The sequence below is a fragment of the Rhodocyclaceae bacterium genome (assembly GCA_020248265.1).
Classification (GTDB): Bacteria; Pseudomonadota; Gammaproteobacteria; order Burkholderiales; family CAIKXV01; genus CAIKXV01.
The window spans coordinates 731,512-751,461 of record JADCHX010000004.1 but is presented as its reverse complement, the minus strand read 5'-3'; the positions used below and the strand labels follow the sequence as shown (position 1 = coordinate 751,461).

Annotated in this window: 16 protein-coding genes; 4 read left to right on the top strand and 12 right to left on the bottom strand. The window is 67.8% G+C overall.

Annotated features, from left to right (window positions below; translation table 11 throughout):
- Positions 1 to 6: 6 nt before the first annotated feature.
- The 6 genes from ING98_07250 to ING98_07225 all read right to left on the bottom strand — a co-directional run bounded on the left by ING98_07250 (position 7) and on the right by ING98_07225 (position 6,162).
- Positions 7 to 1,458, bottom strand: a complete 1,452-nt coding sequence (locus ING98_07250) for a sodium:solute symporter family protein (GenBank protein ID MCA3101652.1) — start codon at positions 1,456 to 1,458, stop codon at positions 7 to 9.
- Between the two features lie 66 nt (positions 1,459 to 1,524).
- Complete coding sequence (gene ubiB / locus ING98_07245; protein ID MCA3101651.1) at positions 1,525 to 3,045, bottom strand: ubiquinone biosynthesis regulatory protein kinase UbiB; 1,521 nt, start codon at positions 3,043 to 3,045, stop codon at positions 1,525 to 1,527.
- A 91-nt stretch (positions 3,046 to 3,136) separates the two neighbouring features.
- Positions 3,137 to 3,733 carry a hypothetical protein gene (locus ING98_07240; GenBank protein MCA3101650.1) on the bottom strand — a complete coding sequence of 199 codons (597 nt, stop codon included), beginning with the start codon at positions 3,731 to 3,733 and terminating at the stop codon, positions 3,137 to 3,139.
- Positions 3,734 to 3,860: 127 nt separating this feature from the next.
- Positions 3,861 to 4,775, bottom strand: a complete 915-nt coding sequence (locus ING98_07235) for a Tim44 domain-containing protein (GenBank protein ID MCA3101649.1) — start codon at positions 4,773 to 4,775, stop codon at positions 3,861 to 3,863.
- A 167-nt stretch (positions 4,776 to 4,942) separates the two neighbouring features.
- Positions 4,943 to 5,677, bottom strand: coding sequence for a bifunctional demethylmenaquinone methyltransferase/2-methoxy-6-polyprenyl-1,4-benzoquinol methylase UbiE (gene ubiE / locus ING98_07230; GenBank protein ID MCA3101648.1), 735 nt, complete (start codon positions 5,675 to 5,677; stop codon positions 4,943 to 4,945).
- Between the two features lie 74 nt (positions 5,678 to 5,751).
- Positions 5,752 to 6,162, bottom strand: a complete 411-nt coding sequence (locus ING98_07225; protein ID MCA3101647.1) for a DUF971 domain-containing protein — start codon at positions 6,160 to 6,162, stop codon at positions 5,752 to 5,754.
- A 158-nt stretch (positions 6,163 to 6,320) separates the two neighbouring features.
- On the opposite strand from ING98_07225, the gene phoB reads away from it, so the two are divergent.
- Both phoB and phoR read left to right on the top strand, forming a co-directional pair.
- Positions 6,321 to 7,010, top strand: coding sequence for a phosphate regulon transcriptional regulator PhoB (phoB, locus tag ING98_07220; protein ID MCA3101646.1), 690 nt, complete (start codon positions 6,321 to 6,323; stop codon positions 7,008 to 7,010).
- A 79-nt stretch (positions 7,011 to 7,089) separates the two neighbouring features.
- Positions 7,090 to 8,415 (top strand): phosphate regulon sensor histidine kinase PhoR, encoded by a 1,326-nt coding sequence (gene phoR / locus ING98_07215; GenBank protein MCA3101645.1) that lies wholly within the window; start codon positions 7,090 to 7,092, stop codon positions 8,413 to 8,415.
- On the opposite strand, the gene ING98_07210 is transcribed toward phoR, so the two are convergent.
- Positions 8,412 to 8,849 carry an HIT family protein gene (locus ING98_07210; GenBank protein MCA3101644.1) on the bottom strand — a complete coding sequence of 146 codons (438 nt, stop codon included), beginning with the start codon at positions 8,847 to 8,849 and terminating at the stop codon, positions 8,412 to 8,414. The two genes, phoR and ING98_07210, sit on opposite strands and share 4 nt — an antisense overlap.
- A gap of 49 nt (positions 8,850 to 8,898) precedes the next feature.
- Positions 8,899 to 10,722 carry a dihydrolipoyl dehydrogenase gene (lpdA, locus tag ING98_07205; protein MCA3101643.1) on the bottom strand — a complete coding sequence of 608 codons (1,824 nt, stop codon included), beginning with the start codon at positions 10,720 to 10,722 and terminating at the stop codon, positions 8,899 to 8,901.
- 163 nt (positions 10,723 to 10,885) lie between these two features.
- Here lpdA and ING98_07200 point away from each other — a divergent pair, with 163 nt between their 5' ends.
- Entirely contained in the window at positions 10,886 to 11,710 is an 825-nt protein-coding gene (locus ING98_07200; protein MCA3101642.1) for an FkbM family methyltransferase, read from the top strand.
- Positions 11,711 to 11,725: 15 nt separating this feature from the next.
- Here the strand turns inward: ING98_07200 and ING98_07195 are convergent, their stop codons facing one another.
- The 4 genes from ING98_07195 to ING98_07180 form a co-directional block, all read right to left on the bottom strand.
- The gene (locus ING98_07195; GenBank protein ID MCA3101641.1) at positions 11,726 to 12,982 is read right to left on the bottom strand and encodes a glutamate-5-semialdehyde dehydrogenase; all 1,257 of its coding nucleotides are present in this window, start codon (positions 12,980 to 12,982) and stop codon (positions 11,726 to 11,728) included.
- Between the two features lie 64 nt (positions 12,983 to 13,046).
- Positions 13,047 to 14,078 (bottom strand): DNA polymerase III subunit delta, encoded by a 1,032-nt coding sequence (locus ING98_07190; protein MCA3101640.1) that lies wholly within the window; start codon positions 14,076 to 14,078, stop codon positions 13,047 to 13,049.
- An 18-nt stretch (positions 14,079 to 14,096) separates the two neighbouring features.
- On the bottom strand, positions 14,097 to 14,615 hold the full coding sequence (locus tag ING98_07185) for a hypothetical protein (GenBank protein MCA3101639.1): 519 nt from the start codon (positions 14,613 to 14,615) through the stop codon (positions 14,097 to 14,099).
- A gap of 53 nt (positions 14,616 to 14,668) precedes the next feature.
- Positions 14,669 to 17,311, bottom strand: coding sequence for a leucine--tRNA ligase (locus ING98_07180; GenBank protein ID MCA3101638.1), 2,643 nt, complete (start codon positions 17,309 to 17,311; stop codon positions 14,669 to 14,671).
- A 223-nt stretch (positions 17,312 to 17,534) separates the two neighbouring features.
- On the opposite strand from ING98_07180, the gene ING98_07175 reads away from it, so the two are divergent.
- Entirely contained in the window at positions 17,535 to 19,937 is a 2,403-nt protein-coding gene (locus ING98_07175; protein ID MCA3101637.1) for a UvrD-helicase domain-containing protein, read from the top strand.
- The last annotated feature ends 13 nt before the right edge of the window (positions 19,938 to 19,950 follow it).

Genomic DNA, 19,950 nt, shown 5'->3' with positions numbered 1-19,950 from the left:
GGCGACTCAGTTCCCGCGCTGGATGTCCAGCCCCGGCGCGCCGTGGTGTTCGCGCGACTGCGTCATGAGCGAACCGACGACCATGCCGACGATCGCGAAGCCCAGCCCCACGAGCTGTGGCGGCCATAACCCTTCGGGCGCGACCACTTCCAGCGCGATCCACGACAGCACCCCGAGCACGATCGACAGCACCGCCCCGGCGTTGGTCGCGCGGCGCCAGTACAGGCCGAACACCAGCGGCGTGAACGCGGCCACCAGCGTCACCTTGTAGGCGTTCTGCACCATCTCGTACATCGTGCTGCGCGAGTTCAGCGCGAACAACAGCGCCCCCATGGCGAAGATGATCAGCACCAGCCGTACGGTCAGCAGCAGCTGGCGGTCGCCCATGTGTTTCACGAAAGGCCGGATCACGTTCTCGGTGAAGATCGACGCGGGCGCCAGCAGTGCCCCGGATGCGGTGGACAGGATGGCCGACAGCAACGCACCGAAGAACATCGCCTGCGCCCAAAGCGGCGTCTGAGCGAGTACCGCATCGGGCAGGATACGCTGGATCTCGCGCGGATCTTCCGACGCGAAGAGTTGCACCATCGACGGGTCGATGGTCAGCGCCGCGTAGGCGATGAACATCGGCACGAACGCAAAGCAGAAGTACGCACCGGCACCGATCAGCGAGGCACGTACCGCGGTGTCCTCGTTCTTTGCGGAGGTGACCCGCTGGAACACGTCCTGCTGCGGGATCGAGCCGAGCGCGAGCGTGAGGAAGGCCGCGATGAAGGGTAGCCACTCCTTCCAGTCGCCCTGCGGGAAGAACGAGAACTTGCCGGCATCGGCTGCCGCCTGCACAACGACGCCGGCACCGCCCGCCATGTCGGCCATCACCCAGGCCACCGCAAGCAGTCCGACCAGGATCACCACGGTCTGGAACAGGTCGGTCATCGCCACCGACCACATGCCGCCCCAGATCGTGTAGCCGGCAACGATCACGGTACCGATGATGATGCCGGTCGACAGCGAGACCGCACCATCGGAGAGCACCATCAGCACCAGGCCGAGCGCGGTGAGCTGCGCCGACGTCCAGCCGAGGTAGGACAGGCCGATCGCCATGCTGGTCACCACCTCGACCGGCTTGTTGTAGCGCTTGCGGTAGAAGTCGCCGATGGTGATCAGGTTCATCCGGTAGAACGCCCGCGCGAAGAAGAACGCGACCACCAGCAGGCAGACCGAGGCGCCGAACGGGTCTGCCGGGATGCCGTTCAGGCCATCGCGAGTGAAGGTCGCCGATACCGACAGTACGGTCTCGGCGCCGAACCAGGTCGCAAATACGGTGGCGACGCTGATGTACAGGGGCAGGCTGCGTCCGGCGACCATGAAGTCCTTCGAGTCGTGCACGCGGCGTGCAGCGAACACCCCGATGGCGATGGTGACCAGCAGATAAAGGATGACGATCGTGACAAGCATGGTTTCCCCGTCGGGATGGATACTGCTGCGGACTGCAGACGCAACCGGCGTGCCAGCCGCACGCCCTTACCAGCCAGAGACCACCTGCCAGGCAAACAATGCCACCAGGCTGGTTGCAATGATACCGAGCAGCAGCGTCTGCCGGCGTTGCTGGCGGATCAGCCGGCCCAGCTCGAGGGCGAGCGCATCGTTGCGGCCGGGCTTGAGCGCCTGCGCGATCTGGCGTGGAATCTGCGGCAGCGACGTGGCCCAGGCCGGTGCTTCCTCCTGCAGCCCGCGCACGAACGCGCGCCAGCCGATCTGCTCGCTCATCCAGCGCTCGAGATAGGGCTGGGCAGTCTTCCACAGGTCGAGGTCGGGATCGAGCTCGCGCCCGAGGCCCTCGATGTTGAGCAGCGTCTTCTGCAGCAGCACCAGTTGCGGCTGGATCTCGACGTTGAACCGGCGCGAGGTCTGGAACAGCCGCAGCAGCACCTTGCCGAAAGAGATCTCCTTCAGCGGCTTGTCGAAGATCGGCTCGCATACTGCCCGGATCGCGCTTTCGAACTCGTCGACCCGGGTGTCGGCCGGTACCCAGCCGGCCTCGAGGTGGGCCATCGCGACCCGCTTGTAGTCGCGGCGAAAGAAGGCGAGGAAGTTCTGCGCGAGGTAGTTCTTGTCGACGTCGGTGAGTGTGCCGACGATGCCGAAGTCGAGCGCGATGTACCTGCCATCGGGACCGACGAAGATATTTCCCGGATGCATGTCGCCATGGAAGAATCCGTCGCGGAACACCTGCGCGAAGAAGATCTCGACGCCGGAACGCGCGAGCAGCGGAATGTCGATGCCGGCCTCGCGGATCTCCTCGATGTGCGAGATCGGGATGCCGTACATCCGCTCCATCACCATCACTTCGGTGGCGCACCAGTCCCAGTAGACCTCGGGCACCACCAGCAGCGACGAGTCGGTGAAGTTGCGCCGCAGCTGGCTGGCGCTCGCCGCCTCGCGCAGCAGGTCGAGTTCGTCGAGCAGGTGCTTCTGGAATTCGCGCACCACCTCGCGCGGGCGCAGGCGCTTGCCGTCCGCCCACACCGCATCGACCAGCCCGGCCGCGGCATCCATCAGCCCGAGGTCGTTCTCGATGATGCGGCCGATGCCCGGGCGCAGGACCTTCACCGCGGCCTCGCGTCCGTCGGGCAGGATCGCGAAATGCACCTGCGCGACCGACGCGCTGGCCACCGGTACTGGGTCGAATGCCGCGAACACCTGGTCCACCGGCTTGCCGTAGACCCGCTCCAGCGTCTCGAAAACCTGCGCACTCGGGAACGGCGGCACCTGGTCCTGCAGCTTCGCCAGTTCGTCGGCAATATCCGGCGGGATCAGATCGCGCCGTGTCGACAGCATCTGACCGAACTTCACGAAGATCGGGCCGAGCGCCTCCAGGGCCAGGCGCAGCCGTTCGCCGCGCGGCGCATCGCCGCGGTGGCCGCGCCGCTTCAGGCGCAGCAGGGGCCGCAGCGCGCGGAACCGCTCATGACCCAGCACGAAGCTGTCCAGACCGTAGCGGTAGGTGATCTGGAGGATCCGGAAGAGTCGCAGCAGCCGCATCATCGATCAGCAGGGACGCGCGGAGGGCGCCGGAGGGGGCTTCAAACTGCGCAGTATAGCCCGTCGTCTGCCGGGGTCCGCTCGGCTGGCGTCATGTTGCGCGGTTGCGGCGCGCAGCCTCCAGCCGTGCGATGCGAATCTCCAGACGATCGGCATCGTCGCGAAGGTAGTCGACCTCGTCCACGAAGGCCGATACTTCGTCCGGCCGGGCGAGGAGCGGCTGCTCTTCGGTCAGGAACTGTCGCGACGAACGGGCAACCGACCGGGCGACGGCGCCAGGCAGGGCGGCAGCGGCACGACCGGCGCGACCGATCCGGTGCGCGCCGATGTCGCCTGTCAGGCGTGCAAGATCGGCCTCGACGTCCCAATGCAGGTTCGCGAACAGGTATTCGAGGTCGGCGGCGAGCCCCACATTGCCGGTCACCGTCACGCCACGGCGCGCCTGCGGGTCGCGCGCGAGCAGCTGCGGCACCGTAGCCAGGGGCACGGCGATGGTGACCGCGGGGGCGCGGCCGACCGCAGGCTCCAGCAACCCGGCGTCGGTCACCGCGACTTCCACCACGGCCTGGCCGAGTTCCAGCCGGATCGCGTCCCCGGCATGCGGCACCAGCCTCGCAGTGGCCCAGGACTGCGCGGCCAGCAGGTGGTTCAGTGCGCCGATGATCACGGGTTCGCCAGGCAGGCGCATGGTATTCGCGGGAGCATCGGGACGGGAGAGGATACCCCGGAGGATGCCAGCAAAAGACAACGGGCGGATCGCTCCGCCCGTTGTCGCTGCATCGTTACCGCCGATGCGGCCGCACCACCGTTGCCGGTCAGGCCGGCGTCGCGTCCTGCTCGACCTGCTGGATACCCGCGATCAGCCAGCTGGCATTCGAGTCCGACAGGTCTTTCTCGACATGCCAGACTTCGTCGACCGGCTCGGGATTCACGGCATTGTCTTCCCGCACCAGACCGGTGAAACGCACGCTGGCGATCATCTTGCCGGCTTCGGTCACGACCTGCATCACCTGCGCATCGATCGACACGACCTCGGTACGCTGGGCGACGTCGCCACGCTCCTGCGCCTGCATCGCCACCGCGGCGTACACCTGCGGCGTCGTGTAATCGCGGATGTCGTTCAGGTCTTTCGCATCGTTCGCGGCCTGCAGCCGGATGAACGTCATCTTGGCGTTGCGTACGAAGCCCTGCACGTCGAAGTCGGCAGGAATGCGGCCCTCGGCCACCGCCGGCGCGACCGGCATGCGCGGCTCGCCACTGGTCGGGGGGATGTCCGCCGGCACCTGCTGGCCATTGCTCATCCGGTACGAGGCGGGAGCCTGGGACCGGGAACGCATGAACCGGAATGCCATGAATGCAGCCAGGGCCAGCAGCGCGAACATCATGAAGTCACCGCTGCTCAGGCCATCGAACGCGCCGCCGAAGAACATGGCGGCGAGCAGGCCACCAGCCATCAGGCCGGCAACCGGACCGAGCCAGCCCGGCATCGACTTGCCGGCCGCACCGGCGGCAGCGCCCGCAGCGGCTGGCGCGGCAGCCGGAGTTCCGGGCGTCTGCTGCCCCTGGGCCTGCGCTGGTGCACCCGGCTTCTGGGGCTGTACCGCGTCGCGCTTCATGCCGACGTTGTTGCCGCCGCCGAACCGGCGCTTCTGCGCCTCGGCGTCGAAACTGGCTGCCGTCAGGCTCAGCCCGACAACGCCCGCAACCACCCAAGTCATCAGCTTGTTCATTGATTCTCCAAGGAAAACGATGCTTCTAAAGAGTGCGCAACAAGCCCGGGTACTATATACCCCGCACCTGCTTCTGCGGATTTCCACGCTGCTTGGACAGGCTTCTGCAAGAAAGGTTCCCCCCGGAACAATGACAGACAAAGGGGCCAGGGCTGGACCCGCCCTGCCTACAGGCGGTAGCCGCGGTGCAGCGCAACGACGCCGGCGCTCAGGTTGAAATACTCGACGCGTTCGAAACCCGCATCGACCATCAGCTGCCTGAGGGTATCCTGATCGGGATGTTTCGCGATCGATTCGGCCAGGTAGCGGTAGCTTGCACTGTCGTTGGCGACCACCTTGCCCATCGCCGGCAGCAGTTTCATCGTGTAGAGGCGATACAGCGGGTCCAGCGGCGACCAGACCTTCGAGAACTCGAGCACGAGCAACCGCCCGCCAGGGCGCAGCACGCGGAACATCTCGGCCAGCGCACGATCCTTGTGGGTCATGTTGCGCAGGCCGAAGGCGACGCTGACGCAATCGAACGTGCAGTCGGGGAAAGGCAGCCGCTCGGCGTCGCAACGCACGACCTCGATCACCCGGCCCTCGTCGAGCATCCGGTCGCGGCCGCGGGCGAGCATCGACGCGTTGATGTCGGTGAGCAGCACGGTGCCTGCGGGGCCGACCCGCTCCTGGAAGGCGCGGGCGAGGTCTCCGGTGCCGCCGGCAATGTCCAGCACCTTCTGGCCCGGCCGGACCCCGCTCTGGTCGATGGTGAACCGCTTCCAGAGCCGGTGCATGCCGCCCGACATCAGGTCGTTCATCAGGTCGTAGCGGTCGGCGACCGAGTCGAACACGCCAGCCACGCGACGTGCCTTCTCTTCCTCCGCCACCGATTCGAAGCCGAAATCGACCTTGCGAGTCATCGCATTCCTTTCACCCTGTTGCCCTGGCCGCTCTGCCATGAAGCGCAGCGGAGGCGGCCTGCGGCGCGCCCGCCTCAACGCTCCGGGTCGCGACTGCCTTTCGCTGCATCCAGCCGCTGCAGGTAGCGCGCCCACATCGTGTCCTGATTCGAACCGTAATCGTAGAGCAAAGCCCAGGAAAAGATGCCGGTATCGTGGCCGTCCGAAAACACCAGCTTCACCGCATACGTGCCCACCGGATCGATGTCGGTGATCGTCACGCCCCGTTTGCCGACCTGCAGCGTGCCCTCGCCCGGCCCGTGTCCGCGCACCTCGGCGGACGGCGAATGCACGCGCAGGAACTCGGTGGGCAGCGAAAAGCTGCGGCCGTCGGAAAAGGTGACCTCGAGCCGGTTCGACGTCTGGTGCAGCACCAGGTCGGTGGGAACCGGCGCGGCGGCGGGTGCGGCCGGCACGGCGGCGGGAGGGGCGGAGGGATCGTGCATCGGGGCGCCTGCGCAGCTGCGGGGAAGAACACGGGCGCATGATACGCGTACGGGCGACCCACGCCGCACCGTCACCGCACCGTCACACTGCCTTCATACAATCCAGAGGCTGAACAGCGGCTGGTCAATCCCGACCGCCGTACCTTGCAGGAGTATCGATGCCCGCCACGATACTGGTCGTCGAAGACGAACCCGCCATCCAGGAACTGATCGCGTACAACCTCCGCCAGGCCGGCCACGAGCCGATGCGCGCGGACTCGGCCGAGCAGGCGCTGAACCTGGTGCGCGACTCCCTGCCCGACCTCGTGCTGCTCGACTGGATGCTGCCCGGGCAATCCGGCATCGCGTTCGCGAAACGCATGAAGTCCGACCGGCGCACCCGTGAAGTACCGATCATCATGCTCACGGCGCGCGCGGAAGAGCATGACAAGCTGCTCGGGCTGGAAACGGGCGCCGACGACTACATCACAAAGCCGTTCTCGCCGCGCGAACTCAACGCCCGGATCAAGGCAGTGCTGCGGCGGCGCGCGCCCGAGGCGACCGACGACCGCGTCGAGATCGGTGGCCTGCAGATCGATCCGGCCAGCCACCGCGTGACCGCTGGTGACTTGCCAGTGGCGCTCGGCCCGACGGAATTCCGGCTGCTGCACTACCTCATGACCCATGCCGAGCGGGTCCACTCGCGCGTGCAGCTGCTCGACCAGGTCTGGGGCGACCACGTATTCGTCGAGGAGCGTACCGTCGACGTCCACATCCGGCGGCTGCGCAAGGCGCTGGAGCCAACCGGGCACGACCATCTCGTGCAGACGGTGCGCGGCAGCGGCTACCGACTGTCGGCGTCGCCGTAAGCGCATCCACACGGCGATGCGCGGCACAAAGTAGAATCCGGCATCCCCCGTTAGAGACGCGAACGAGGAAGGAGGCCGGGTGCGCGGATACTGGCGAGGAGCCGCAGGATGGCTTGCCCTCTGGCTGGTACTGGCGGTCATCGCTGCGGGCGCCTTCGGCACGGTGACGGCACTCGCCGGCCTCGCGGCTTGGTTGCTGCTGCTCCATGTCCGCCAGCTCTGGCATGTGGATGCGCTGCTGCGCTGGCTCGACCAGCCACCGGGCACTCCAGTGCCGCACGGATCCGGCATCTGGGCCGAGGTCTTTTCCTACCTTGCACGGCTGGTGCGCCGGCAACGGCAGAACGAAGCCGACCTGCGCAGCGCACTCGAACGGTTCCAGAGCGCGACCGCGGCGATGAACGAGGCGGTGATCATCCTCGATGAACTCGACCGGATCGAATGGTGCAACCCGAGCGCGGAGCATTACTTCGAGATCGACGCCCGGCGCGACCTCGGCCGCCAGCTCACCTACATCGTGCGCCAGCCGCAGTTCGTCGAATACCTCGACGAGCAGAACTTCGCCGAACCGTTCGTGCTGCGCGGCGCACGCGGTGGCGAGACCACGCTGACGGTGCAGCTCGTTCCGTACGGCAACCAGCAGAAGCTCGTGATCAGCCGCGACATCACGCGCTGGGAGCGCCTCGAGGCGATGCGGCGCGACCTGGTGGCCAACGTATCGCACGAACTGCGCACGCCGATCACCGTGCTGGCCGGCTATCTCGAGACGCTGAACGACCAGGAAACGCCCGACCCGGAGTTCCAGAAACGCGCCATGGCGCTGATGACCCAGCAGACCAGCCGCATGCAGAACCTGGTCGAGGACCTGTTGACGCTGTCACGGCTGGAGAATGCCCGCGGCCCGTCCGCGGAACAGCCGGTCGACGTTCCAAGAATGGTGCAGGGGCTGCACCAGGAGGCGGTCGCCCTGTCCGCAGGCCGTCACCAGATCGTGCTCGATGTCGATGCCGGGCTCTGGCTCACCGGTGCCGAGGGCGAACTGCGCAGCGCCTTCCTCAACCTGGTGACCAACGCGATCCGCTACACCCCGGCCAAGGGACGAATCACGATCCGCTGGCGACCGACGCAGGATGGCGGCGGCGCTTTTTCGGTCACCGACACTGGCATCGGCATTGCGCCGGAGCACATCCCGCGCCTGACCGAGCGCTTCTACCGCGTCGATCGCAGCCGGTCGCGCGAGACCGGCGGCACAGGCCTCGGCCTGGCCATCGTGAAGTACGCGTTGTCGCACCACCAGGCACGGCTGGAGATCGACAGCGAGCCCGAGCAGGGCAGCACTTTCAGCGCGATCTTCCCCGTCCGCCGGACCTGCCCGGCACCGGTAGCGGCTGCAGCAACAGTCTAGCCCGGCATCTGCCGTGCCATCGCGGCCGTGACGGCCTGCTCGTAGTCGGCGACCGGCATCGGCAGCGCGACCGGAACGCCACCGCGGCGCGCGGCCCAGACCGGATCGGGGAAGTGCGGATCGCCGCGGAAGCGCGGGATCACATGCCAGTGCAGGTGCGGCGTCATGTTGCCCAGGCTCGCCAGGTTCACCTTGTCCGGGTGCAGCAGGTCGATCAGTGCATGCTCGGCGGCGAACACCGCCGCGAGCAGGCCGGACCGCTGCGCCGCGTCGAGATCGCTCATCTCGCGTACGTGTCCCTGCCAGATCACGCGCAGGAAGCCGGGGTAGTCGGGATCATCGACGCGCACCACGCGCAGGTGTTCATTCGACCACAGCACGACACCGCCGGGTGCCGAGCAGAGTTCACAACCACTGGCATCGATCATGCGCATTCTCTGGTTGGTTCACGACGGCGCGATCATGGCAGGCCTGGCCCGGATCTCACCTGCGCCTGGGCGGCGGCAGGTCGGTGCAGGTGCCCTCGGCGGCCTCGGCGGCAAGGCCGATCGACTCGCCGAGCGTCGGGTGCGGATGAATGGTCTTGCCGATGTCGACCGAATCGCAGCCCATCTCGATCGCCAGCGCCACCTCGCCGATCAGGTCGCCGGCATGCGTGCCGACGATGCCGCCGCCGACGATGCGATGGGTCGACGCATCGAACAGCAGCTTGGTGAAGCCTTCGTCGCGGCCATTGGCGATCGCCCGCCCCGAGGCTGCCCACGGAAACAGGCCCTTCTCGACGGCGATGCCCTGCTTCTTCGCATCGTCTTCGGTCAGGCCGACCCAGGCCACCTCCGGATCGGTGTAGGCCACCGCCGGGATCACGCGCGCATCGAAGAAGCTCTTTTCGCCAGCGGCAGCCTCGGCCGCGACATGGCCCTCGTGTACCGCCTTGTGCGCGAGCATCGGCTGGCCGACCACGTCGCCGATCGCGAAGATGTTCGCCGCGCTGGTACGCATCTGCCGGTCGACCGGGATGAAGCCGCGCGCATCGACGTCGACCCCTGCGCGCTCGGCTGCGATCTTCCTGCCGTTCGGCGCCCGGCCGACCGAACTCAGGATCATGTCGTAGCGCTGCGGGCCGGCCGGCGCAGCGGCGCCTTCGAACGTGGCGTACAGGCCGTCCGGCCTGGCTTCGACGCCGACCGTCTTCGTGCCGAGCATCACCCTGTCGAAGCGCCGTTCGTTCATCTTCTGCCAGACCCGGACGAGATCGCGATCGGCGCCGAGCATCAGCGAATCCATCATCTCGACGACATCGAGGCGTGCACCGAGCGCCGAGTAGACCGTACCCATCTCGAGACCGATGATGCCGCCGCCGATCACCAGCATCTTCGCCGGGATCGAACGCAGCTCGAGCGCGCCGGTGGAGTCGACGATGCGCGGATCGTCCGGCAGGAACGGCAGCTTCACCGGCTGGCTGCCGACCGCGATGATCGCGCTGGCGAACCTGACCACCTTGCGCGCATCGCCGGGCGTGTCGTCGCTGCCGGTGGTCTCGACCACCTCGACATGGTTCGCGTCGAGGAACGTACCCAGCCCGCGCACGACCGTCACCTGCCGCGCCTTCGCCATCATCGACAATCCGCCGGTGAGCTTGCCGACCACCTTCGACTTGTGCGCACGCAACCGGTCGATGTCGATCTTCGGCGCATCGAAGGTGATGCCGATCTCGCCGAAGTGCTTCACTTCGTCCATCACGGCCGCGACATGCAGCAGGGCCTTGGACGGAATGCAGCCGACGTTCAGGCAGACCCCGCCCAGGGTCGGGTAGCGTTCCACCAGCACCACCCGCTTGCCGAGGTCGGCTGCGCGGAAGGCCGCCGAGTAGCCGCCGGGACCGCCGCCGAGCACCAGCACGTCGCAGTCGAGGCTGGCCGTGCCGCCGAACGCTGGCGCCGGGGCCGGGGCTGCGGCAGTGGCAGCCGGCGGCGCGGCAGCAGGCGCAGGTCCCGCGGGTGCAGCCGGGGTGGCGGGTGCGATGGCGGCTGCCACGGCCTTCGCGGCCCCGGCAGGCGCCTGCGTCTGCGCCTCGAGCAGCAGGATCAGGCTGCCCTCGGACACCTTGTCGCCCACCTTGACCGCGATTTCCTTCACCACGCCCGCAGCGGGCGACGGTACGTCCATCGTCGCCTTGTCGGACTCCAGCGAAACCAGCGGGTCTTCCGGCCCGACCGTATCGCCCGGCTTGACCAGGATGTCGATGATCGGAAGATCCTTGAAGTCGCCGATGTCGGGGACTTTCACTTCGATTGCTGGGGGCATCGTGCGTTCGCCTGTGTTCGCCGTATTCGACCTGTCATGAGCTTACCGCGATCTGCCGGCCAGTACCGGCGCGCCCTGTCGGCGGGCAGCGCGCGGCCGCCGCCCATGCGCGTCGCCGACCGGTATCCTGTGCGCCGGTCTCCTATCCCCCCCTGCCCTGCCGATGCCAGACGCTGCTTCGCCCGACCGGTCGCCCGGAAGCTCACCCCCGCCACCCGCCCTCGCGGGACGTACCGTACGCCGGCTGCTCCAGGCCTGGGGCGTGCTGCGATCGCTGTGGATCTACCGCATCCGAGACCGCTACCGGCATCGCGGCATGGACGCGCTGTACCGGCAGTTCCTCGCGCCGGGAGACCTCGCTTTCGACATCGGCAGTCATGTCGGCGACCGGATTGCCTGTTTCCGCCGGCTCGGCTGTCGCGTCGTCGCGGTAGAACCCCAGCCGATGCTGGTGCGGGTGCTGCGCGGCCTGCACGGACGCGACGCCGCGGTCGCGCTGGTCGATGCCGCGATCGGCGCGGCCGAAGGCCACCTGGACCTGCACCTGAACCTGCCCAACCCGACGGTGGCCACCGGCTCCCAGGCATTCATCGCCGCCGCAGACGGAGCCCCGCGGTGGGAGGGCCAGCGCTGGACGGAAACGGTGACCGTACCGGTGACCACGCTCGATGCGCTGATCGCGCGCCACGGACTGCCGGCGTTCGTGAAGATCGATGTCGAAGGCCTGGAACTCGACGTGCTGCAGGGCCTGCAGACAGCCGTACCCGCCCTGTCGTTCGAATTCACGACGATCCAGCCCGGGATCGCCCTTTCCTGCATCGAGCGCTGTGCCCGGATCGGCAGCTATCGCTTCAACGCCGCCCTCGGCGAGAGCCAGTCGCTGGTGCACCCGTCATGGCTCGATGGAGCCGCAATGGCCGACTGGCTGCGTGCGCTGCCGGCCGATGCGAACTCGGGCGATGTCTACGCCCGGCTGGACTCGCGCTGAGCCAGGCACGGCTCGCTAGGTGCGGACCTGTCCGTCGCCGATGACCACCCACTTCTGGTTGGTGAGCCCCTCGAGGCCGACCGGTCCGCGTGCATGCAGGCGGTCGGTCGAGATGCCGATCTCGGCACCGAGCCCGTATTCGAAGCCGTCGGCGAACCGGGTCGAGGCATTGACCATCACCGAACTGGAGTCGACTTCGCGCAGGAACCGCCGCGCGCGCGACAGGTCTTCGGTGACGATCGCATCGGTGTGCTGCGAGCCGTAGCGCGCGATGTGCTCGATCGCCTGGTCGAGCCCGTCGACGATGCGCACCGCCAGGATCGCGTCGAGGTACTCGGCATACCAGTCGGCCTCGGTTGCCTCGTGCATCCCCGGGACCAGCGCGCGCGCCGCCGCGTCGCCGCGCAGTTCGATACCCTTCTCGCGATAGACTGCCGCCAGCCGCGGCAGCACCGCAGCGGCGACCGGCCGATCGACCAGCAGCGTTTCCATCGTATTGCAGGTAGACAGCCGCTGCGTCTTCGCGTTGTCGGCGATGCGCACAGCCTTGTCGAGGTCGGCCGCAGCATCGATGTACACGTGGCACACGCCGTCGAGGTGCTTGATCACCGGCACCCGCGCCTCGGCCGAGATTCGCTCGATCAGGCCCTTGCCGCCGCGCGGGACGATCACGTCGATGTACTCGGGCATCGTGATCATCCGTCCCACCGCGGCACGGTCGGTCGTCGACAGCACCTGCACGACATCCTCCGGCAAACCCGCCTCGCGCAGCCCCTGGTGCACGCACGCGGCGATCGCCTGGTTCGAGTGCGCCGCTTCCGAGCCGCCGCGCAGCACGGTCGCGTTGCCCGACTTGAGGCACAGCGATGCAGCCTCGACCGTCACGTTCGGCCGCGATTCGTAGATGATGCCCACCACGCCGAGCGGTACCCGCATGTGCCCGACCTGGATGCCCGACGGGCGGAAGCGCAACCCGGTGATCTCGCCGACCGGATCGGGCAGTGCGGCGACTTCGCCCAGGCCCTGTGCCATCGTCGCGATCGTCTTCGTCGACAGCGTGAGCCGGTCGACCATCGGCGCATCGAGGCCAGCCTCGCGCGCCGCCTCCACATCGCGCGCATTCGCCGCGAGCAGGGCGTCTGCGCCGCGGGTCAGTGCGCTGGCTGCGGCGAGCAAGGCGCGATTCTTGGTGGCGGTGTCGGCGCGCGCGATCGCCCGCGCGGCCGCACGCGCAGCCTTGCCGACCGAAACCATGTAACTCTGGACATCCATGACGTTGACCCGTGCGAGGGGCCTGAAGTCTATCCGGTTTCCTGCCCTGCCCGCCTGCGCCCGATCAACCGGACCGCGGTGCCGGACGCTTCGGCATGCCCGACAACCCGAGGCACAACGCGGTGATGAGCTGCCACGGATCGCGCGTGCCGAGGCCCTTCGATGCACGATCGATCTCGCCCACCGCGCGCAGGGCACGGCGCGCACGGCGCGCATCGATCCGGCTGGCGGCACGGCCGATCGAATCGCTCCGCGGGCCGAACACGCCGGCCTCGCGCAGCGCGGCAGCCTTCTGGCGCCCGGCATCCAGCGCATCGTGTACGCCGACCAGCGCGCGCAGTTCGTGCGCGAGCGTCCAGGTGACCAGCGGCAGCGGCGAGCCCTCCGCGCGCAGGCCGTCGATCATGCGCACCAGTTGCGTCCGGTCGCCGTCGAGCATCGCCGCACCGAGCGCTCGCAGGTCGAAGCGGCTGACGTCGAGCACTGAACCGCTGACCTGCTCGAACGACAGTTCGCCCGGCTCGAACGACAGTGCGAGCTTCTCGACCTCCTGGTTCGCGGCCGACAGGTTGCCTTCCACCCGGTCGGCAAGGAACGCGAGGGTGTCGTGCGCTGCGCGCTGGCCGTTCTTCGCGAGCCGCGCCTCGATCCAGTCGACCAGCCGGTCGCGCGGAAACGGGTCGGCCATCACGAGTACGCCGGCTGCCTCCAGGGCCTTGAGCCACGCCGCCTTCATGCCGGACCAGTCGAGCGCGGGCAGGCTCACCAGTGTGACCGTGTCCGGCGGCAACCGTTTCGCGTAATCGGCGAGCGCCTGCCCCCCCTCGCGCCCGGGCTTGCCAGTCGGGACGCGTACCTCGACCAGCCGCCGCGACGCGAACAGCGACAGCGAGTCGCCGGCCGCGCGCAGCGCCTCCCAGCGGAAGCCGGATTCGCTGGTGAGTACCGTGCGTTCGTCGTAACCCTCCGCCAGCGCCCGGGCCCGCAGCGCGGCAAGCGCCTCGTGGCCGAGCAGCGGCTCGTTGGCCACCACCGTGTACAGCGGCCCGAGCGGCCGCCGCAGCGCGGCGGCAAGGTCATCGGCGCCGATGCGCATCGCGGTGCGTCCGGGCGGTCAGGAAGCGGCGAGGCGCGCGGTCGACAACCGGCGGATCAGCTGCTGCACGGCATCGCTCTGCATGTCGCGCACCAGGAGGATCTCTTCCTGTTCCTTCGCGAGCACCTGCGAGTCGTTATAGGTGATGTCCCGGCGCAGCACGACGTCTCCCGGCGGGATGAACTCGCGCCCCTTGCCGTCGTGCACGCGATAGGACACCCGGTAGATCAGCTGGAACTCACGCACCCGCCCCGCGCCCGACAGCGACAGGATGCGCCGCTCCTGGGCGACACCGGTGATCTGCAAGGTCGCCTGTGCGAGCTTGGCGTCGTCGACGACGCGGACGTTGCGGTTGGCCAGGATGTTGCGCTTGAGCTCCACGGCGAATGCCGTGTTCTCGGCGCCCTGCAGGAACAGCGTATCGAACGGAATGTTCGTGGAGCCGCGCAGCGTGAATCCGCAGCCGGCCGCAACTGCAGCAAGCGCCACCACCCCGGCACGCTGGAGCAAGGTACGTCTGGACACTGGAACGCTCATCACCGCCTCCGCACTTGAGGTACTACTGTAGCGCGAACCTCACGACTGTGCGATCACGCGACGATGTTGACGAGGCGGCCGGGCACGACCACCACGCGCTTCGCCGACTTGCCGTCCATCGCACGCACGGCCGCCTCGCTGGCGAGCGCGAACTGCTCGATCGCCGCCTTGTCCGCCGAAGCGGGCACACGCACGCTGCCGCGCAGTTTGCCGTTGACCTGCAGCACCAGCTCGATCTCGTCCTGCACCAACGCGGAGTCGACCGGCTCCGGCCAGGGCGCATCGAGGACCGCCTGCCCGGTTTCGAGCGCGAGGCCCAGTTCGGTCCACAGGCCATGGGCGAGATGCGGGGTGATCGGCGACAGCAGCCGCACCAGGATCGACAACGACTCCTCGGCGACTTCGGCGACCAAGCCGGGCGCCAGACTGCCGCCGGCCGGAACCTTCTCGATCGCATTGAGCATCTTCATCGCGGCCGAGGCGACGGTGTTGAACTGGAACTTGCCGAAATCGAAGTTGGCCTGCTTCAGCACGAGGTGGACCTCGCGCCGCAGGGCGGCGAGTTCCGGCGGCAGCGCGCCGGCACCGAGCGTGCGCACCGCCGGCAGGTGCGGCTTCATCTCGGTTGCGAAACGATGGCCGAATGCCCAGACCCGGCGCAGGAACCGGTAGGCCCCCTCGACGCTGGAATCGCTCCACTCGAGCGTCTGCTCGGGCGGGCTGGCGAACATCATGTAGAAGCGCGCAGTATCCGCGCCGTAGGTCTCGATCAGCGACTGCGGATCGACGCCGTTGCGCTTGGACTTCGACATCGTGCCGATGCCGTCGTAGCTCACCGGCTGGCCGTCGGCGACCGACTTCGCGCCGGTGACCTTGCCCGCCGCGTCGAGCGCGAGCTCCACCTCTTCCGGCGCGAAGTACTGGATGCCGCCCTTGTCGGTACGCCGGGTGAAGATATGGTTGAGCACCATGCCCTGGGTGAGCAGGTTGGCGAACGGCTCGTCGTACGACACCAGCCCGAGGTCGCGCATCACCTTCGTCCAGAAGCGCGAATAGAGCAGGTGCAGGATCGCATGCTCGATGCCGCCGATGTACTGGTCGACCGGCATCCAGTAGGCGGCGCGCTCGTCGACCATCGTCGAGGCGGCCGGGCTGGCGAACCGCGCGTAATACCAGGACGAGTCGACGAAGGTATCCATGGTGTCGGTCTCGCGCTTCGCGGCGCCACCGCACTTCGGGCAGCTGCAGTCGACGAAGTCGGACCGTTTCGCCAGCGGGTTTCCGCTGCCGTCAGGTACGCAGTCTTCCGGCAGCACCACCGGCAGCTGGTCGTCGGGCACCGGCACATCGCCGCAGGCGGGACAATGGATGATCGGGATCGGGCAGCCCCAGTAACGCTGGCGCGACACGCCCCAGTCACGCAACCGCCACTGCACCTGCTTGTCGCCCAGGCCCTTTGCCTTCAGGTCGCCAGCGATCGCGTCCACCGCCTGCACGTAACCGAGGCCGTCATAGCGCCCGGAGTTCACGCAGCTGCCCTGTTCCTTGTCGGCATACCACTCCTGCCAGGCATCCAGCGAGAAATCCTTGCCCGCCACCGACACCACCTGCCGAATGTCGATGCCGTACTTCTTCGCGAACGCGAAGTCGCGCTCGTCGTGGGCCGGCACGCCCATCACGGCGCCGTCTCCGTAGGTCATCAGCACGTAGTTTCCGACCCAGACCTCGACCTGCGCGCCGGTCAGCGGATGGGTGACGAACAGCCCGGTGGGCATACCCTTCTTCTCCATCGTCGCCATGTCGGCTTCCATCACCGAACCATGACGGCACTCGTCGATGAACGCGGCGAGCGCCGGATTGTCGCTGGCCGCGCGGGCGGCGAGAGGGTGTTCGGCCGCGACCGCGCAGAAGGTGACGCCCATGATGGTGTCAGCGCGTGTCGTGTAGACCCAGAGCTGCCCCGCCTGGCCGTCGAGTTCGTACGGAAAGGCGAAGCGCACGCCGTGGCTCTTGCCGATCCAGTTCGCCTGCATCGTGCGCACCCGCTCGGGCCAGCCGGGCAGGGTGTCGAGCGCGGACAGCAGCTCGTCCGCATACTGCGTGATGCCGAAATAGTAGCCGGGGATCTCACGCTTCTCGACCACGGCGCCGGTTCGCCAGCCGCGCCCGTCGATCACCTGTTCGTTCGCGAGCACCGTCTGGTCGACCGGATCCCAGTTCACCACCTGGGTCTTCTTGTACGCGATGCCCTTCTCGAGCATGCGCAGGAACAGCCACTGGTTCCAGCGATAGTAATCGGGCTGGCAGGTGGCGAGTTCGCGCGACCAGTCGATCGCCAGCCCGAGCGACTGCAGCTGCCGCTTCATGTAGGCGATGTTGTCGTAGGTCCACTTCGCCGGCGGCACCTGGTTCTGCATCGCCGCGTTCTCGGCCGGCAGGCCGAACGCGTCCCAGCCCATCGGCTGCATCACATTGTGGCCGCGCATCCGGTGGTAGCGGGTGAGCACGTCACCGATCGTGTAGTTGCGCACATGCCCCATGTGCAGCTTTCCCGATGGATACGGGAACATCGACAGGCAGTAGTACTTCGGCCGGCCTTGCGCCGCGGCACCCTCGCGGGCAAGGAACGACTGGTGTTCAGTCCACCAGGCCTGGGCGGCCTGTTCCACGGCTGAGGGTTGGTACTGGGGTTGCATGCGGGCGCTCTTGCCGAAGGGAGAGATGAGGCGGCGGATTATAGCGGGCCGGGGCGCGCTTCCCGCCCGAACCGGCCCTGCCGGCGGCCGCGGACGGCGCGTTCGGGCCAAGCGCCCCGGCGCGGTGCGGATGCTGTTCGGCGCTGCGCAGGCGCAGCGAAAAATAAATCCCCGCCGGACACCGGGGACTCGGCTTTGAGGACCCTTATAATCGCGCCCTGCCATGCAAAGCCGACTGCTCGAAAACCTGAACCCGGAGCAACTCGCTGCGGTCACGCTGCCGCGCGAGTCCGCGATGATCCTCGCCGGGGCCGGCAGCGGCAAGACGCGGGTGCTGACCACGCGCATCGCCTGGCTGATCGAGACGCGGCAGGTCAATCCGCTCGGCCTGCTGGCGGTAACCTTCACCAACAAGGCCGCACGCGAGATGCTGACACGCATCTCCGCGATGCTGCCGATCAACACCCGCGGCATGTGGGTGGGCACCTTCCACGGGCTTGCCAACCGCATGCTGCGCGCCCACCACCGCGACGCCGGGCTGCCACAGACCTTCCAGATCATGGACACCGCCGATCAGGTGGCGATGGTCAAGCGGATGATGAAGGCCAACGGCATCGACGAAGAGCGTTTCAAGCCGCGCGACACCGCATGGTTCATCAGCGCGCAGAAGGATGCCGGGTTGCGGCCCGGGTCGGTCGAGGCGTTCGACGACCATACGCGTCAGCTGGTCGAGATCTACACGATGTACGAAGCGCAGTGCCAGCGCGAGGGCGTGACCGACTTCGCCGAGCTGATCCTGCGCAGCTACGAGTTGCTGGCCAGGAACGAGGCGATCCGCGAACACTACCGCGCGCGCTTCGCCCACATCCTGGTCGACGAGTTCCAGGATACCAACCGTCTGCAGTTCGACTGGCTGAAGCTGATCGCCGGTTCGCAGAATGCGGTGTTCGCGGTCGGCGACGATGACCAGTCGGTGTACAGCTTCCGCGGCGCCAAGGTGGCGAACATGCGCGACTTCGAGCGCGAGTTCAATGCCGGCACGATCATCAAGCTCGAGCAGAACTACCGGTCCCACGGCAACATCCTGGAAGCGGCCAACGTACTCATCGGGCACAACCAGCAGCGGCTCGGCAAGAACCTGTGGACCTCCGAATCGCAGGGCGAGCCGATCCGTTTGTTCGAGGCGCAGACCGACTTCGAGGAAGCGCAGTTCGTCGTCGAGCAGGTGCGCGACCTGAAGGCGACCGGCGTACCGCTGGTCGAGGTCGCGCTGCTCTACCGCTCGAACGCGCAGTCGCGGGTACTCGAACACGCGCTGTTCTCGGCTGGCCTGCCGTACCGGGTGTACGGCGGCCTGCGCTTCTTCGAGCGCCAGGAGATCAAGCATGCGCTCGCCTACCTTCGGCTGGTCGCCAACCCGGACGACGACGCAGCACTGCTGCGGGTGATCAACTTCCCCACGCGCGGCATCGGCGCGCGCTCGATCGAGCAGTTGCAGGACGCGGCCCGTGCCGGCGGCACCAGCCTGTGGCAGGCGGCGTGCTCGCGCGGCGGCACGAAGGGCGGTTCGCCGGATGCACCGAGGAAGGGCGTCGAGGGGTTCGTGCTGCTGATCGATCGGCTGCGCAACGAATGCGCCGGCATCACCCTGCCCGAGATGATCGAAGCGGTGATCGAACGCTCCGGGCTGCGCACCCATTACGATGCCGAGCGCGAAGGCGCCGACCGCATCGCCAACCTCGACGAACTGGTCAATGCGGCTGCGCAGTTCTCGGACGACCCGATGCGCTTGCTCGAGATGGAAGCGGATGCCGATTCCTTCGCCTCGCAGGGTCCGACCGCACTGGCCGCCGCGGCGCTGGACGAGGACGCGGCCGAGGCGGAGGCGGACGCCGCGATGCTGGCGGCAGGTTTCGGGGACATGCCGGGCCTGCCGCCGGGCGACGCCGACGCCGGCATCGCTGCCGCCAGTGGCACCGCACCCGCGCCAGCCGAGCCCACCGACCAGTCGCTGATCCAGTTCCTGTCCCATGCATCGCTGGAAGCCGGTGACAATCAGGCCAACGCCGGGGACGATGCGTTGCAGCTGATGACGGTGCACGCCGCCAAGGGCCTGGAGTTCCACACCGTCTTCGCCAGCGGCCTGGAAGAGGGCCTTTTCCCGCACGAAAACAGCCTGAACGATGCCGGCGGCGTCGAGGAGGAGCGCCGGCTCATGTACGTCGCGGTCACGCGTGCACGCCGGCGGCTCTACCTGACCTTCGCTCAGAGCCGGATGCTCCACGGCCAGACCCGCTACAACGTCGCCTCGCGCTTCCTGCGCGAGATCCCGGTCAAGCTGCTGAAGCGCCTGTCGCCGACCTACGAGCGCGGCGGTGGCTCGACCAGCTTCGACCGGCCGCGTACGCCGGCCAGCTACGCGGCGGTACAGGTCCAGCAGGCACCGAAGATCGAGGCGGTGGGCATGCCGTTCCGGATCGGCCAGAACGTGCGCCATGCGAAGTTCGGCGGCGGCGTGATCATCGATGCGGAAGGGCGCGGGTCGGACGCCCGCGTACAGGTCAACTTCGGCCGCGAAGGCGTGAAGTGGCTCGCGCTGGCCTACGCGAAACTCGATCCGGCCTGAGGATCGATACGCC

Coding starts and splice junctions, on each gene's coding strand:
- ING98_07250 (MCA3101652.1), bottom strand. CDS start 1,458: ATGCTTGTCACGATCGTCATCCTTTATCTGCTGGTCACCATCGCCATC.
- ubiB (MCA3101651.1), bottom strand. CDS start 3,045: ATGCGGCTGCTGCGACTCTTCCGGATCCTCCAGATCACCTACCGCTAC.
- ING98_07240 (MCA3101650.1), bottom strand. CDS start 3,733: ATGCGCCTGCCTGGCGAACCCGTGATCATCGGCGCACTGAACCACCTG.
- ING98_07235 (MCA3101649.1), bottom strand. CDS start 4,775: ATGAACAAGCTGATGACTTGGGTGGTTGCGGGCGTTGTCGGGCTGAGC.
- ubiE (MCA3101648.1), bottom strand. CDS start 5,677: ATGACTCGCAAGGTCGATTTCGGCTTCGAATCGGTGGCGGAGGAAGAG.
- ING98_07225 (MCA3101647.1), bottom strand. CDS start 6,162: ATGCACGATCCCTCCGCCCCTCCCGCCGCCGTGCCGGCCGCACCCGCC.
- phoB (MCA3101646.1), top strand. CDS start 6,321: ATGCCCGCCACGATACTGGTCGTCGAAGACGAACCCGCCATCCAGGAA.
- ING98_07210 (MCA3101644.1), bottom strand. CDS start 8,849: ATGCGCATGATCGATGCCAGTGGTTGTGAACTCTGCTCGGCACCCGGC.
- lpdA (MCA3101643.1), bottom strand. CDS start 10,722: ATGCCCCCAGCAATCGAAGTGAAAGTCCCCGACATCGGCGACTTCAAG.
- ING98_07200 (MCA3101642.1), top strand. CDS start 10,886: ATGCCAGACGCTGCTTCGCCCGACCGGTCGCCCGGAAGCTCACCCCCG.
- ING98_07195 (MCA3101641.1), bottom strand. CDS start 12,982: ATGGATGTCCAGAGTTACATGGTTTCGGTCGGCAAGGCTGCGCGTGCG.
- ING98_07190 (MCA3101640.1), bottom strand. CDS start 14,078: ATGCGCATCGGCGCCGATGACCTTGCCGCCGCGCTGCGGCGGCCGCTC.
- ING98_07185 (MCA3101639.1), bottom strand. CDS start 14,615: ATGAGCGTTCCAGTGTCCAGACGTACCTTGCTCCAGCGTGCCGGGGTG.
- ING98_07180 (MCA3101638.1), bottom strand. CDS start 17,311: ATGCAACCCCAGTACCAACCCTCAGCCGTGGAACAGGCCGCCCAGGCC.
- ING98_07175 (MCA3101637.1), top strand. CDS start 17,535: ATGCAAAGCCGACTGCTCGAAAACCTGAACCCGGAGCAACTCGCTGCG.